The organism is Rudaea cellulosilytica DSM 22992 (assembly GCF_000378125.1).
In the GTDB taxonomy this organism is placed as follows: domain Bacteria; phylum Pseudomonadota; class Gammaproteobacteria; order Xanthomonadales; family Rhodanobacteraceae; genus Rudaea; species Rudaea cellulosilytica.
Map to the genome: position 1 here is coordinate 1567431 of NZ_KB899241.1, position 14891 is coordinate 1582321.

Here is a 14891-nt window from a genome sequence, read left to right on the forward strand (position 1 = left end):
TCAGAGGAAAACGGCGGGTGAGGAGGCAGTCTTCTCACCTGCTGCGCGTCGCGCAGCGGCAACTCGTCAAACGGTGCGATATCAGCCTTTCTTCACGCCCTGCGACTTGAGCGCTTCGAGGCCGGCAAGATCGAAGCCGCCCAGCGCCGTCTTGATCGCGTCGACATTCGGCACATGCGAACCCTTCACCATGACGACGAAGCGGTCGCCGAGGATGATGGTGTACTCGCCGTCGCCGGAATTATTCCACTCCTCGTGCACGAGCCGCCCGTTCTGGTGGTAGGTCTTCTCGAAGCCGTGGTCGCTCTGCTCCTCCTTTTCCAGCGCGCCGAATCCGGCTAGCGCCATGAGCCCCGTGGCGCCGCCGGCATCGGTGACGGTGAGCTCGTAGCTCGGGCCGTCACCGGTGTTGTTGCCGTAGCGCGCCTCGGCGATCGACACCTGCATGCCGATCGGCGCCTGCTTCTGCACCGAGAAACTCGTGCGCGGCAGGCCGGCAAGAGTCTCCGGCACGAACGGCTTGAGCGCGTCGGGCGCGAGCGCTTCGACCGCGCCGCCGCCGAGCACTGCGCCGAGCATCTGCCCGGCGGCATCCGCTTGCGCCTTGGCATCGCCCGATTTCTGTGCGGCCTCGAGCTTCTTGCTCGCGACCTCCGCGCGCTGGCCCATCGCGGCGAGTGCGCCGAGCGTGCTGTTCTGGTCGGGCGTGTAGGTCGACGAACTGTTGAGGCTGCCGCTCATCGCACTGCCCATCGCGCCGCTCAAGCCGGTGACGCTGGCCAGCACCATGCCGAGGATCAGCGACAGCACGAAACCGATGATGATGGTCGCGGCCGCGTAGCCGCCGGCCTTTTCCTGCGCGCACTTCATCGTGCTCGGTAGGCCGATGTAAAGCAGATAGATGCCGTAGATCGCCGCGGCGAGCGCCGCCAGCGAACCGAGCAGGCCGACGAGGCCGAGAACGCTCGCGACCCAGCCCGCGGTGTTCGCATAGGCGATCGACTTGAGCGCCTGCACCTGGTTCTTCTCGCCGCCGAACGTCGGCGCCAACGCGTCGACGATGAGCATCATCAGATAGCACACGCCGAGCGCGACAACATAGGTCACCACCATCTGGGTGATGCCCATGCCGATACCGACGCGGTAGGTGCCGCCGACGATCGGAATCGAAATGCCGATGATGCTGAGTTTGAGCAGCTGGACCACCGCGGGAATCGCGGCAAGGATCATGATGTAGTTCGTGAACAGGCTCTGCACCGTCTCCTGTTCGGAGGCGATCACCGGCCATTCGGTTTTCGGCGTCAACAGGATGTTCTTGACCCGCGCGATCAGTTTGTTGAAATCCATTGCGGTATTCCCCGTCGGTAGTGGCAACTGGAGCATCATACCCATACTTCGGGTCACGGAAATGCGGCCCTGCACAATCGTGGATCGAGAACTGCTGCGCACTTCTGCGCTGCCGGCGCGAACCTTGCTAAAATCCATTCCTTCGCCGCCCCGCGGCTGTCCGTACGGAAATGCAATATGACCGCCGCTGCCGCTGTCTCGCCGAACCCCGCCGCGGCGAAGACGATTCCCGCCAACGCCGAGAATCGCTACGAGGTCACCGCCGCCGACCTGCCGCTGTCCTGCCCGATGCCGGGCATGTCGCTGTGGAACTCGCATCCTAAGGTTTATCTGCCGGTCGAGGCCACGGGTAGTGCGAAATGCCCTTACTGTGGCGCGGTCTTCACGCTCAAGTCCTGATTCCGCGTTTTCGCGCGCCGCAATGCCCGCGCGTTCCCTCACCGTCGTGCAACTGCTGCCTACCCTCAATGCGGGCGGCGTCGAGCGCTCGACGCTCGAGATCGGCGCCGCGCTCGCCGCGGCCGGACATCGTTCGATCGCGATCTCAGCCGGCGGACGCCTGGTCGACAAACTCGTCGCCGAGGGCAGCGAACATGTCGCAATCGATATCGGACGCAAATCGCTGACGACGCTGCGCCATGTTTGGGCGCTGCGGCGCTTGTTCTCCGAGATCAAGCCCGACATCGTGCACGCGCGCTCGCGTCTGCCGGCATGGATCGGTTGGCACGCGCTGCGCGGCATGCCCCAGGCCACGCGACCGCACTTCGTCACGACGGTACATGGGCTCAACTCGCCCGGACGTTACAGCGCGATTCTCACGCGCGGCGAGCGCGTGATCAGCGTGTCGAATACGTTGCGCGATTACTTGATGCAGCACTATCCCGGGCTCGATCCCGCGCGCGTCGCGGTGATTCCGCGTGGAATCGATCCGCTTGAATTCCCACGCGACTATCGCGCCAGCGAGGATTGGCGCTCACGTTTCTTTGCCGAATTTCCGCAGCTCGCCGGCGGCAAGCTGCTGGTCTTGTCCGGCCGCGGCACGCGCCTCAAGGGTCATCGCGATGCGGTTGAGCTGCTCGCCGCGCTGCGCGCACGCGATGTCGATGCGCGCTTGCTGTTGCTCGGTGCGCGCGAGACGGGGCGCGAGGCATACATCGGTGAAATTGAAGCGCTCGCGAAACAACGCGGCGTGCTCGACCGTCTCGCGATCACGCCGCCGCGTAGCGACGTACGTGAGGCGTATTCGGTTTCCGACCTCGTCCTGCAATTGTCGACGCAGCCCGAGTCGTTCGGACGCACCGTGGTCGAGGCGTTGTCGCTCGGCCGGCCCGTGCTCGGCTACGCCCACGGCGGCGTCGGCGAATTGCTCACCGAGCTGTACCCGCAAGGCGGCGTGATGCTCGGCGACGCAAAGGCTTTGCTCGAATGCGCCAGCAACTTGCTGCGCGCCGCACCACCGGTCGCGCCGCTGGAAAAATACCGGCTCGCCGATATGCAGGCCGCGACGTTGGCGTTGTACGCCGAGGTCGTCCATGCTTCTTCTGCCCCGATGGCTTCATCATCGACGGAAAAGGCTTCAAACATGTTGCGCTGATCAGATGAATAGAACGCTTTTTCAGGTTTGGCCTGCGGTGCTCCTCATTGCCATCCTTGTGCTGCTGGCGCCGGGCATCGGTTACGCCAATGCTGCGCTAGGGCTGTGCGTTATCGCGGGCGTGGTGCTTGCGTGGCGCGAACGCAGGGGGCTGCGCACCCACGCTGGTGTCCACCTCGCGGTTGCGCTGTTTCTTTGCTACTGGCTGGCAGCGCTGATATCGGCGTTCGACTCGGTTGCGCCGGGTAAGTCATGGAGCACGGTCGGCGGTCTTCTGCGCTTCCTGCCATTCGCGCTGTTTGCCTGTCTTGGCTTGCGCGAGGCGCGCATCTGGCCACGCGTCACGTTCGCGATCGGCGCAGTCGTCGCGCTGTGGTTGTTCGACGCCTGGGTGCAGGCGTTCACCGGCTACGGCATCGCCGGCGCATCGGACAAGGATCGGCTTTCGGGCATCTTCGGCGCGAACAATCTCAAGCTTGGTCCTGTGCTCGCGGTGCTGTCGCCGTTCGTGCTTGCCGCGGCGCGCGAACGTTTCGGTCGTATCGGGCTGGTTGCTGCATTCGTGTTTGCCCTCGTGCCGATTCTGCTCGCCGGCGAACGCGCCGGCTGGCTCATGTACGCGCTGGTCGCACTTGCCTTTCTCTGGCGCGAGGCGGGCGCGCCGTTGCGCTTCGTCGGATGGAGCGCCGGCGCAGTCGCGCTCGCGGCTGTGCCCGTACTCGTCGCCTTGCACGCCTCGCCCGCGTTCGATGCGCGCGTCGAGCGCTCGTTGCGCGCGCTGCAAGGCACCGAAGCTTCGGTCGATTACGCCAGTTCCGGCCGCACGCGCATCTGGCCGACCGCGTGGCGCATGTTCGAGGCGCACCCGATCAACGGGATCGGGGTGCATGCGTTTCGGTACGCCTACGCGCAGTACGCCGGGGCGGGCGACGCGTTCGCGAATGCCGATCCCGACGAAGGCGCGCTGCACGCACATCAGATCGTGCTTGAAATCCTCAGCGAAGCAGGTGCGATCGGACTTGCATTCTGGATTTTCGGTTTTGCGATTGCGTGGAGCGCCTGGTGGCGCGCGGATGCCGCTGCGCGCGAACGCGCATTCGCGCCCGCACTCGCGCTTGCGGCGATGACGTTCCCGCTCAACACGCATCTCGAGTTTTATGCGGCGTGGTGGGGGTTGGTGTTCTGGTGGCTGCTGGCGCTGTATTGCGCTGCGCTGAGCGCGCGCGAGTCGCGCTCGTAGCAGGTGCTCGAGTTATTGCTCTACTCTTGATTCGGCAGATATTCTCGCGTGCTCTCAGCGAGAATGATCGGATAAAGCCTAGCGCGGGCTATTAACGCGCAGACGACGAATGCCGCGCGTGAGTGCACACCCGTCGTTAGGCCGAAATCGCCAACCGCTCGCTGCGATAGATGCGCGCGGTGACGAAGTACGCCGCCAGCGCCGCCAGAGTCGTGCAGACGAAGCAGAGCACGAGTGCGTCGGAATTCACGACTTCGCCGCGCAGGAAGCGCGTCAGCGCGATCTGCTGGCCCATCAGCGGCACGGCGTACATCCACGGCAGCGGCTTGAACGGCAGGACCGTCAGCAGCATGGTCGGTATCGCCGGCACGAAGGTGAGCAGGCCGAGCCAGGTCTGGGCTTCGCGATAGCTCTTGGCGAACGCGGCGACCATGGTCTGCAGTCCCGCGAGCAGCGCGGCGAGCGGCAGCATCACGAACAGCCCGCGCGCGAGGAAGCCGAGGCCGATGTGCAGGTCCATGCCGAGCTTGTCGGTCGGCAGGAAACGGCTCGCGATCGAGAAGGCGAGCATGGAGAGCAGCACGGTCGTCATCGAAAACGCGGTCGTCGTCGCGAGCTTGCCGGCGAGGATCTGTCCGCGCGGCACCGGATTGGCAAGCAACGGTTCCAGCGACTGGCGCTCGCGCTCGCCCGCGGTCGTGTCGATCGCCAGCGCCATACCGCCGATCAAGGCGCCCAGGATGAAGAAGTAGGGCAGGATGCCGAACATCTGCCCCGATCGGCTCTGCGGCGTGGACTGGTCGCGCTCGGCGACGACGACCGGTTTCATCACAGACGGCGACAGACCGCGCGCGAGCAGGCGCAAGGCGCCGGTGCGCTGGCCGTAGCCTTCGAGCGCGCCCTGCAGCCGGCGCACCGCGCTTTGCGCATCGCGCTGCGATTCGTCGAAGACCAGTTCGACCTGCGCGGCTTCGCCCTTGTTCCAGCTTTCCGCATAGCGCGGCGGAATGCGCAGCACGACGTCGGCATCCTGCTCGCGCACCGCGCGTTCGGCGTCGGCCGGCCCGGGCTGGATCTCGATGCGTTGCTGCCTGAGCGCCTCGATCAGGTTCGGCGCGTGCTCGGCGCCGATCACCGGAAGTTTCAACGGCGCTTCAGCCTTTTCCAGTTCGCGCGAGACCATCGTGTTGATCAGCATGACGAAGATCAGCGGGCCCATGAGCGGACCCGTGATCAGCGTATTGATCACGGTGCGCTTGTCGCGCAGGTTTTCGCGGACTTCCTTGAGGAAAACGATCAGGGCGGATTTCATGTTCACCTCGCGAACAGCAGGTAACAGGCGACGAAGATGGCGAGGATGATCTGCAGATCGTCTTCGCGGCGATGGCGGCATGCGCGGCGTGCGAATTTCCCGATGGCAGTGTTCATGCGATCTCCGTATCAATCAAAGTGAGAACGATCATGCGGCGAGTCCCTCGTCGGTGCCGATCAGTTTGACGAAGGCGTCTTCGAGATTCGCTTCGCCGGTCTGCGCGCGCAGCGCGTCGGGCGACTCGTCGGCGACGACGCGGCCATGCGCGATCACGACGATACGGTCGCAGAGCGCGGCGACCTCTTGCATGATGTGCGAAGAGAACAGCACGCAGCGTCCTTCGTTTTTCAGCTGTTTCAAGAACGCGCGCATCGCGCGCGTCGCCATTACGTCGAGGCCGTTGGTCGGCTCGTCGAGTATCACGTTCTTCGGATCGTGCACGAGCGCGCGCGCGATCGCGGTCTTGACGCGCTGGCCCTGGGAAAAGCCTTCGGTGCGGCGGTCGGCGATGTCGTCCATTTCTAGCGCACGGATCGCCGCGTCGCTGCGCATGCGGATCGTCGCGTCGTCGAGACCGTGCAACTGGCCGAAGTAGGCGATGTTCTCGCGCGCGGTCAGACGCTTGTACAGGCCGCGCGCGTCAGGCAGCACGCCGAGGCTTCTTCTCACCGCGAGCGGATCGGCCGCGGCGTCGATGCCGTCGACGAGCACCTGGCCCGAGTTGGGCTGCATCAGCGTGTACAGGCAGCGCAGCGTCGTCGTCTTGCCCGCGCCGTTGGGGCCGAGCAGGCCGGTGATCTCGCCGTCGCGTGCAGTGAAACTCACGCCGTCGACGGCGACGACTTTCTTCGTGCCCGAACCGAATGTTTTGTGCAGATCCTTGACTTCGATCATGGTGCGGCTCCGTTGAAATCGATCAGTGCGGGCATCGGTCCAAGCGCGTCGGCGCATTTCACGTCGAGTGTTTTCGGATTGAGTTTCTCGACGAACTCGCCGACGAGTTTCGGAATGCAGCCGCGGCCGATCACGTTGTGGCCCTGGCCCTTGGCGACGATGAGCTTCGCATTCGACAAACCCTTGATGGCCTGTTCGCCATAGCGCGGCGGTGTAACCGGATCGAGCTCGCCCTCGAGCACGAGGATCGGTTTGGCGGACTTGAGCTGCGCGTGGAAATCCGCCGGCATGGCGCCATGCGGCCAGACGGCACACATCGCCGCAATTGCGTCGGTCAGGCTCGTGCCGAGCAGCGTGTGCGCGTCGTTCGGATCGGGCTTGATCAGGTCGGCATCCTCGCTGCAAACGACAGAGGCCTGCATGCCGCCGTTCATCGCACCGGACATGTCGTCGTGCAGCATCTGCGCCTGCCCGGCCAGCGGCGTGTAGTTGCCCTTCAGGCCCTCGGCGATCGACAGCGGCAGCAGCGCCGCGGTCTCGGGCGAATAGGCGAACATGCGCACGAGAGTGGCGAGACGGTTCGCGGTCAGACGCAGATCGGTCGCCTTGAACGTGATCGGATCGCGCAACGAATAGTCGCGTGGCTGTGCGCGCAAAGCATCGCGCAGCTTGCCGAGACTCGCGTAAGAATCGCCGAAGGCGGCGGTGCAGGCCGCATTCTTGCTACACAGGGCGAATTGCGCCTGCAGGGCGTCCTCGAGATTACGCGCAAAATCCTGGGCGAAGATCAGCTCGTTCGGCGCCACCGAATCGAGTACGACACTGCGTACGCCGTCGGGGTAGCGCATCAGATACTGCTGGGCCATGCGCGTACCGTAGGACACGCCGACGAGGTCGAATTGCGGCGCGCCGAGGGCGACGCGCAGGTCTTCGAGGTCGCGCGCCGCGGCCGTGGTCGTGTAGTAGCGCGGGTCCGCCTTCTTTTCGACTTCGGCCAGGCACTTCGCGGTCGCTTCGCGCAGCTTGGCAACGTCGATGCCGCTGTCGGTTTCGCCGATCTGCGCGCGGTTCTTTTCGTCCTCACGGGTCGCCTCGCAATCGAGCGGATGCGATTTGCCGGTGCCGCGCTGGTCGAGCAGCAGGATGTGATGGTGCTTGCGCAGCGGGGCGAGAGCGCCTGCGATCTGCGGCCAGGTCTCGACCGCCGCCTGGCCAGGCCCGCCGGCAAGGAAGACGACGATGTCGCTGTCGGCGCGTTCTGCCTCGCTCTTGATCAGGGCGAGGTTGAGGTCGATCTTGCGACTTGCCGCATCGTCGTGCGGGTTGTCGTCGCGCCGTTCCGGTACCGAGAACGGCGCGCAGAATGCGGCGGTCGTCGCGCCGGATTTTTTCTGCGGCAACTCGCAGGCCTTGAACGCGAGCGTGCCGAGGGTGAACTCGCGTGCATTCGCGGGAATCGCCACGCTGCCGGCGCTGCGCGCCGAGGCGTCGTCGCCGTTCGCCTGCGGCGCGGCGAAGTGTTTCCATGCCAGCACGCCGGCTGCGACCAGCAGCAGCGCGAGCCGGAACAGGTTTCTCTTGCCCATGTTTCAATCCTTGCCCGGTTGGAAAATCGACTCGATCGTCATGCGGAACAGCTTGGCGATGCGGAACGCGAGCGGCAGGCTCGGATCGTACTTGCCGGTCTCGATCGCGTTGACCGTCTGCCGCGACACGTCGAGTTTTTCGGCAAGGTCGCCCTGCGACCAGCCGCGCTCGCCGCGCAGTTCGCGTACCTTGTTGTTCATTCGGCGCTTGCGCCGCCCCGTGGCCTGAGCCAGCGACGCAGGCCAAAGACAACGGCGGCGCCCAGAGACGCGCTAGCGATGCCGCACAGCATGCCGAAAGCGAAATCGTCGGTCGGATGGAAGTACGACCATACGGCGACGGCGCCGAATATCAATGCGACGACGAACAGCCGGACATGTGCCGGCATGCCGTCGGCTTCGTCGCAGAGACTGCCCCCGTAATGCCGCGTCGCCCACCAGTGCGCGAGACCGTAGGTGAACATCAGTATGGGAAAAACCCAAAGCAGAAGCGTTGCGGCGGTCTCGTACGGCATGACTTTGGTCACCGCGAGAAAGCCGCCGATCAGGCCGAATATGCCAACCACCGCGCTCGCGACGCCGAGGCCGATCAGATGCGTACGTTGTTCGAGTTCGTCGCTCAGCCAGATGCGCCGACCGAGCAGCCAGATGACGTAAAGCATCGGCAAGGTCGGCAGCAGCGACGAAACCAGGCGCGACCACGGCGCCGCCGCACTGCGCGCGTGGGGAAGCAGCATGAGCACGAGCGCGACGTAGACCACCATTGCGACCAGAACAAGGCGATCGTATTGGGCCTTGGAAAGACGCGTCATCGAAAATCCCTCGCGCAGCAACCGACTAGGTATGTCAAGCAAGCTTTACATACGGATGTTGCGCCGGCGTCGACGAATTGTCAAGTAAGCTTTACATTGATGGATGCGTCGCCGTGACTGCCTGAGCCGCGGCGCGAGCACGATCAGCGCGAGGAAACGTACTTCTCGCGGCGGATGTGCGGAATCGGCAGGCCCGCTTCCTTGAGCAGGTTGAAGCTCTGGTCGACCATGTCCGGGTTGCCGCAGAGATAGGCGATATCGCGCGCGGCGTCGGGTTTGATCTCTTCGAGCGCGACCTGCACGCGGCCGTTGCGGTCGTGGGGGCGTGGAGCCGCGCGAGGCGTGCGCGAGAAGCAGGCGTAGAAGCGGAATTGCGGGTTCTCGCGCGCGAATGCCTCGAATTCGTCGCCGTAGAGCAACTCGGCCTCGTTGCGCGCGCCGTAGATCAGCGCGACTTCGATGTCGCGCTTCGCGAACAGCGCCTTCAGTTGCGGCAGCATCGCGCGGTACGGCGTCACGCCGGTGCCGGTGGCGACGAGCACGTAGCGTCCGTTCGCATCGTTGTCCATGAGGCAGAAGCGCCCATACGGGCCGCTGGCCTCGATCGTGCCGCCCTGTTCGAGGCCGCCGAGCAGCGCGGTCGCCGCGCCGCCGTCGACGTAGGACACGGCCATCTCGACGCGATCCACCGCCGAGCCGTCACCCGCGCCTATCGTCGCCACCGAATAGCTGCGCTTGGTCGGCTTGCCGTCCGCATAGTGGAAATGTACCTGCACGAACTGGCCGGGCAGGAAGGCGAACGGCGCGCCGTCGGCGCGTTCGAAGGCGAGATGGCGCACGCTCGGGGCGAGCATGCGGCTGTCGGCGAGACGCAGGGAAAAGTGTTCAGCCACTTGAAAAAAACCGGATTCGCAAAGGGTTATGGACTATCTGAAAAATTCCGTCTGGGAATTTTTCAGATGCGCCGAGTCCGGCGCAAGAAGCTCCGAATGAATTCGGAGTTTCCAAAGGCCGCTATACTACGCGCTTAGCCTCGTCAAAGCAGCCATGAGCAACGCTCCAGCATCCGTTCCGGCGCTCGAAGTCGCCGGCCTGCGCAAGACCTACGCCACCGGCGTCGAAGCCCTCAAGGGGATTTCCCTCACCGTCCAGGCCGGCGATTTCTACGCCCTGTTGGGGCCGAACGGCGCGGGCAAATCCACCTTGATCGGCATCATTTCCTCGCTCGTCAATCCCAGTTCGGGCGACGTGCGCGTGTTCGGCCACTCGGTGCGCACGGATCGCGGTCAGGCGATGCAAATGATCGGCCTCGTGCCGCAGGAGATCAATTTCAACCTGTTCGAGACGCCGCTCGACATCTGCATCAACCAAGCAGGTTTCTACGGCATCGAACGTGGCGTGGCGCGTGAGCGCGCGGAGAGATACCTCAAGGAACTCGCGCTCTGGGACAAATCGCGAGCGGTGACGCGTACGCTGTCGGGCGGCATGAAGCGACGCCTGATGATTGCGCGCGCGATGATGAACGAGCCCAGGCTGCTGATTCTCGACGAGCCGACTGCGGGTGTCGACATCGAGATCCGCCGTTCGATGTGGAAGTTCATCGAGAGCATCAACGCGGCGGGCACGACGGTGATCCTGACCACGCACTATCTCGAGGAAGCCGAGCAGCTCTGCCGCAACATCACGATCATCGACCACGGCCGCGTGATCGAGAACACCTCGATGAGGAAGCTGCTCGCCAAGCTCGATGTCGAGACCTTCGTGTTCGACGTGGCCGATGCGAACGGCGAGCTGCCGCAGCTCAGCGACGTGCGCCTCGCGCGCGTCGATGATCACACGATCGAGGCAGAGATGTCGCGCGCGCACGATCTCAACTCGTTGTTTGCGGCTTTGTCCGCGCGAGGCATCACGGTGAGATCGATGCGCAACAAGGCCAACCGCCTCGAGGAACTGTTCGTGCGCCTGGTCGATGCCGGCAAGGCCGCAGCATGAGCGAGAAAAGCGAGAACATGACTGGCCATAAAGTGGGTAAAGAAAAATGTTTTTTTTCAATTTGCGCCGTTTGCGCACAGGGTGAAGCTGCATGAACGCGCAAGGCAACCTCGTCGCGCTCGGCACGATCGCCCGCCGCGAAATCGTGCGCATCCTGCGCATCTGGGCGCAGACGCTGCTGCCGCCGGCGGTGACGATGACGCTGTACTTCATCATCTTCGGCAACCTCATCGGCAGTCGCATCGGCACCATCGCCACGGACAATAGCGGTGCCGGCATATCCTACGTCGAGTACATCGCGCCGGGCCTGATCATGATGGCGGTGATACAGAATGCCTACGGCAACATCACCAGTTCGTTCTTCGGCGCCAAGTTCCAGCGCTTCGTCGAGGAAATGCTGGTCTCGCCGATGCCGAGCTGGACGATCCTCGCCGGCTATGTCGCCGGCGCGGTGCTGCGCGGTTTCATGGTCGGCCTGATCGTGCTCGCGATCAGCCTGTTCTTCACCAAGATCCACCTGTACCACCCGATCATCACGCTGACCACGTTCCTGCTCGCCGCGGTGATCTTCGCCCTGCTCGGTTTCGTCAACGCGATCTACGCGCGCAAGTTCGACGACATTGCGATCATCCCGACTTTCGTGCTGACCCCGCTTACGTATCTCGGCGGCGTGTTCTACAACGTCGCCCAGCTGCCGTCGCCGTGGAAAGAGATCTCGCATCTCAACCCGATCCTGTACATGGTCAACGCGTTCCGCTACGGCCTGCTCGGCGTCAGCGACATCGACCTGACCTGGGCCTACCTGATCATGCTCGCGTTCGTCGTCGTGCTCGCGACGTACTGCCTGAGCCTGTTGAGCCGCGGAGTCGGCCTGCGTTCGTAGAACCTGTCCTCAAGGCTACTGCGCTCATCCTCACATACTGTTCGTATGCTCCGGTTCTTGCGCTCCGGCGACACGCAAATTCTCTGCGCTCGCTACGCTTTGAGGACAGGTTCGTCGTCCTCGGCGTCATGCCCGTGAAGTAATCGCCCACGGCGATTACCGCATTTCTGAGTGAACGGCGACGTTTCGTCGCCCGAACTTCAGGAGATGCGTCAATGAACACCTCGACCGTGGCCCTTGCTGTTGCGTTCGTCGCCGCGAACGCCAGCGCAGCCGATCCACGCACCGATATCGCACTCGATCCCGTGACGGTCAGCGGAGCGCGTGTCGTCGTCGACTGCTCCCACGTGCGCTTGCCCAGTCATCAGGCGGTCGCCGATCTGATCGACTCGAACAACATCAGCCTGATCCAGTCCGAACGCGAGCGTGCGCTGCATATCGCGCAACGCGCGTGCCTGCGTGGTGCGGCCTTCGTCGCATTCGTGCGTGACGAAGACTCAGCGCCACCCGCGCTGGCTCAGGTCCAGCCGTAAGACCGGCAGTTGCTTCGCATTTGCAAGGAGAACACGTCATGTCGACCCCGACCTTGTCCGCATTCAAATCCGCCGCCGCGCTGCTGGCGATGGCGGCATGCGCTGCCTGCGCTCCACAAGTGCATGAGCGTCCCGCCAGCGCCGATGTGTTTGTGCCGTGCTGGGGCGATGCGCCGCCGCGCATGCGCCACGTCGACTGGGCCTTGAGCCAGAGCGGTCTCGTGCTCAACCGCGCCGCCCGGGAACGGTTGCTGCATTCCGCGCAGCGCATTTGCGCCGCGGGCGCCGGTCACGCCGAATTCGTCCTGCAACCGGGCACGAATGCCAGCGCGGATGTCGCATCGGCGGCGTCGCTCGATCGGCCGGTCCTTCCAACGAGATGATGCTGCCGCGCCGCGGCGCCTGCGAAATGCAGGCGGACATTCGGTCATCGGCTCATCGCTGCCGCGATCGAGCGGAAACGGCTCAATCGCACTTCGCGCCGTCGCCGTCCGGCCGGCACTGCGGCGGAAAGCCGCGCGCGCGCCAGTAGTCGAGAATGTGCGCGGTGCGCAGGAACTCCTGGAACTCCGGGATGCGCCGCATATGCGCATACTCGGGTTGCCAGAGCGAGAGGAAATAGCTCGGAAAGCCTTCGCGCAGCATGCTTTCGATGCGCGCGAATGCGGCATGTGCATCGAAGCCGGGCTGCTGCCAGCGCAGGAAATTGTAGCGGCCGGTCTCGCGTTCGGATGCCTCGATCAACGGCAGTACTTCAGGCCAGCGCGCGGGATCGCCGCGCGTGCGCGAGACTGCGAGGTAGGTCTCGCGATATCCGTGTTCCTCGGGAATGCGCGCGGCGATCGTTTCGGCCGCGGCGTAGTCGCCGCGCCAGAACGCGTTGTACCAAGCGGCATAGACGCCGATCTGCGGCATCGCCGCGTCGAGTTTGAACGCCGTGTCGAAGACGCGCTTGGCTTCGTCATGCTGGCCCAGTGTGTCGTACAGCCGCGCCAGGATCATCTGTGTCGGCGGCACGAGCGGATCGGTGCGCGCGGCCGCCTCGGCCTCGCGCTGCGCTTCGGCGAGGTAGCCGAGGCTGCCGAGCCGATAGGCGTAGGTGCTGCGCAGCCTGACGTCGGCCGGCGCGAGCGCGACGGCCTGCTTCGCTTCGGTGAGGCAGGTGTTCCAGTCCATGCGCCTGCAGGCGAGCATGCCGCGTGCCTCGTGCGCGTCGGCGTTGCCGGGATCGAGCTCGAGCGCGCGCTGCGCATAGCGATCGGCTTCCTCGATCGCGCCGGGAAGCGGCGCCTGGGTGCGCTGATCGCGCCAGCCCGCGAGCACGCGCGCGAGATAGCCCAACGCTATCGGCTTGTCCGGTGCGCGCGCGATCAGTTCGCGCAGGCGGGCGAGGGCGGTTTCCTGGCGCGGCCGGTTCAGCGCGGCGTTGAGCGTCACTTCGGGCGATTCCAGCATGGCACGCAGTTCCACGTACTCGCGGTACTGGGTCAGGTCGAACTTGTCTTCGCGCGGCGTCGCGGACAGGCCCAGGCGCGCTGCAAGCGCGGTGCTGACCGCCTGGGCAATCTCGCGCTGGATGGCGAACACGTCGGCGAGCTTGCGTTCGTAGTCCTGCGCCCACAGCGTGCGGCCCGACGGTGTCTCGATCAGGCGCAGGTCGATGCGCAGTGCGTCGCCCGACTCGCGCAAGCTGCCTTCGAGCGCATGCGTGGTGCCCGCGCGCTGGGCGAGCTGCTGCGGATCGAGATGTTGTTCCAGCGCGAGCCGCGCCGACGTGCTCGAAATCACCTGCAGTCCCTCGGCGTGCGCGAGCCGCGTGATCAGCTCTTCGGACAAGCCGTCGGCCAGGACCGCCTCGTCGTGGCCGCCGCCGACCGCGCGCAGTGGCAGCACGATCAGCGTCGGAATGGTGGCGGGGCGGAGCGGCGCGGCCGGCTCGGCGCCGCGACGCATGAGCCATGCGGCGAGGCCGACGGCCAACATGAGCGCGGCCAGCGCAGCGACGACGTATCGCGATGAAGGGCGCTGTGTGCTTGGCACAGGAGCGGACGACACGCTGACCTCGCGGTCACTTGCGATCGGTGACGGCAGCGGCGGTGCCTGCGACGTCGATGAAACTCCGCCAAACGTCTGGCGCAGATCGAGAGCCGGCGGCTCGGCGTCGGCGCCTTGTTCCAGTTCGGTCACTTGCTTCCGCGGTGCAGCCTGCACATCCGCATCGAAGCGGTAGCCGACGCCGTGCAGCGTATGGATGTACTGCTGGCGCTCGGCGCTTTCGCCGAGCGCCTGGCGCAGCAAGGTGACGACGCGGTTGAGCACGCCCGGGGTGACGTGGCGATGGCCCCAGACGGCATCGAGAATCTCGTCGCGGGTGAAGGCCCGGCCCGGCTGGCGCGCGAACAGCAGCAGCACGTCGAACGCCTTCGGCTCCAGCCGCATCTCGCGCCCGGACACGACCAATCGGCGCCCAACCGTATCGATCTCGACTGTGTCGAACCCGATCCAGCGTTCCATTCGCACCTCGTCCTGCATCGCCGGCTCGTCAGTCGTGCCCAGGGATATTGAAGAATAATCAGTGGGAAACAACCGGTTATTGCAATTCTTGCGGTGCCCTAAGCATTCCCAAGCTTTCCCGCGCCGCGCTCAAGGGTTTCCCAATCGCGCCCTCAAGCTTGGGTCAAGGCGTTTCGCGATGCTG

The 14891-nt window shown here is 64.8% G+C and carries 15 protein-coding genes; 7 read left to right on the plus strand and 8 right to left on the minus strand.

The window, feature by feature from the left end; all coding sequences use genetic code 11:
• Window positions 1-81 precede the first annotated feature (81 nt).
• Window positions 82-1347 carry a Yip1 family protein gene (locus F455_RS0106980; protein ID WP_018972564.1) on the minus strand — a complete coding sequence of 422 codons (1266 nt, stop codon included), beginning with the start codon at window positions 1345-1347 and terminating at the stop codon, window positions 82-84.
• A 177-nt stretch (window positions 1348-1524) separates the two neighbouring features.
• On the opposite strand from F455_RS0106980, the gene F455_RS0106985 reads away from it, so the two are divergent.
• The 3 genes from F455_RS0106985 to F455_RS0106995 are packed head-to-tail and all read left to right on the plus strand — an operon-like array spanning window position 1525 to window position 4181.
• Window positions 1525-1746 (plus strand): zinc-finger domain-containing protein, encoded by a 222-nt coding sequence (locus tag F455_RS0106985; RefSeq protein WP_018972565.1) that lies wholly within the window; start codon window positions 1525-1527, stop codon window positions 1744-1746.
• 22 nt (window positions 1747-1768) lie between these two features.
• Window positions 1769-2941, plus strand: a complete 1173-nt coding sequence (locus F455_RS20040) for a glycosyltransferase (protein ID WP_018972566.1) — start codon at window positions 1769-1771, stop codon at window positions 2939-2941.
• Window positions 2942-2978: 37 nt separating this feature from the next.
• Window positions 2979-4181, plus strand: coding sequence for an O-antigen ligase family protein (locus F455_RS0106995; protein WP_018972567.1), 1203 nt, complete (start codon window positions 2979-2981; stop codon window positions 4179-4181).
• A gap of 136 nt (window positions 4182-4317) precedes the next feature.
• Here the strand turns inward: F455_RS0106995 and F455_RS0107000 are convergent, their stop codons facing one another.
• From F455_RS0107000 to F455_RS0107030, 6 genes are all read right to left on the minus strand, one after another.
• On the minus strand, window positions 4318-5493 hold the full coding sequence (locus F455_RS0107000; protein ID WP_033408935.1) for an ABC transporter permease: 1176 nt from the start codon (window positions 5491-5493) through the stop codon (window positions 4318-4320).
• A 147-nt stretch (window positions 5494-5640) separates the two neighbouring features.
• Complete coding sequence (locus tag F455_RS0107010) at window positions 5641-6387, minus strand: ABC transporter ATP-binding protein (protein ID WP_018972570.1); 747 nt, start codon at window positions 6385-6387, stop codon at window positions 5641-5643.
• The gene (locus tag F455_RS0107015; protein WP_018972571.1) at window positions 6384-7973 is read right to left on the minus strand and encodes an alpha/beta hydrolase; all 1590 of its coding nucleotides are present in this window, start codon (window positions 7971-7973) and stop codon (window positions 6384-6386) included. The genes F455_RS0107010 and F455_RS0107015 overlap by 4 nt, the downstream gene beginning before the upstream one ends.
• Window positions 7974-7976: 3 nt before the next feature.
• Window positions 7977-8174 (minus strand): helix-turn-helix transcriptional regulator, encoded by a 198-nt coding sequence (locus F455_RS0107020; protein ID WP_018972572.1) that lies wholly within the window; start codon window positions 8172-8174, stop codon window positions 7977-7979.
• Complete coding sequence (locus F455_RS0107025) at window positions 8171-8785, minus strand: hypothetical protein (RefSeq protein ID WP_026293155.1); 615 nt, start codon at window positions 8783-8785, stop codon at window positions 8171-8173. The genes F455_RS0107020 and F455_RS0107025 overlap by 4 nt, the downstream gene beginning before the upstream one ends.
• A gap of 143 nt (window positions 8786-8928) precedes the next feature.
• Complete coding sequence (locus F455_RS0107030; protein WP_018972574.1) at window positions 8929-9678, minus strand: FAD-binding oxidoreductase; 750 nt, start codon at window positions 9676-9678, stop codon at window positions 8929-8931.
• Window positions 9679-9832: 154 nt separating this feature from the next.
• Here F455_RS0107030 and F455_RS0107035 point away from each other — a divergent pair, with 154 nt between their 5' ends.
• The 4 genes from F455_RS0107035 (at window position 9833) to F455_RS0107050 (ending at window position 12576) form a co-directional block, all read left to right on the plus strand.
• Window positions 9833-10777: an ABC transporter ATP-binding protein gene (locus F455_RS0107035; protein WP_018972575.1), complete on the plus strand. Its 945-nt coding sequence runs from the start codon at window positions 9833-9835 to the stop codon at window positions 10775-10777.
• Window positions 10778-10868: 91 nt separating this feature from the next.
• Window positions 10869-11660 carry an ABC transporter permease gene (locus F455_RS0107040; protein ID WP_018972576.1) on the plus strand — a complete coding sequence of 264 codons (792 nt, stop codon included), beginning with the start codon at window positions 10869-10871 and terminating at the stop codon, window positions 11658-11660.
• A gap of 215 nt (window positions 11661-11875) precedes the next feature.
• Window positions 11876-12193: a hypothetical protein gene (locus tag F455_RS0107045; RefSeq protein ID WP_018972577.1), complete on the plus strand. Its 318-nt coding sequence runs from the start codon at window positions 11876-11878 to the stop codon at window positions 12191-12193.
• A gap of 38 nt (window positions 12194-12231) precedes the next feature.
• Window positions 12232-12576: a hypothetical protein gene (locus tag F455_RS0107050; RefSeq protein WP_018972578.1), complete on the plus strand. Its 345-nt coding sequence runs from the start codon at window positions 12232-12234 to the stop codon at window positions 12574-12576.
• Window positions 12577-12658: 82 nt separating this feature from the next.
• On the opposite strand, the gene F455_RS0107055 is transcribed toward F455_RS0107050, so the two are convergent.
• Window positions 12659-14707 (minus strand): winged helix-turn-helix domain-containing protein, encoded by a 2049-nt coding sequence (locus tag F455_RS0107055; RefSeq protein ID WP_169337302.1) that lies wholly within the window; start codon window positions 14705-14707, stop codon window positions 12659-12661.
• Between the last annotated feature and the right edge of the window lie 184 nt (window positions 14708-14891).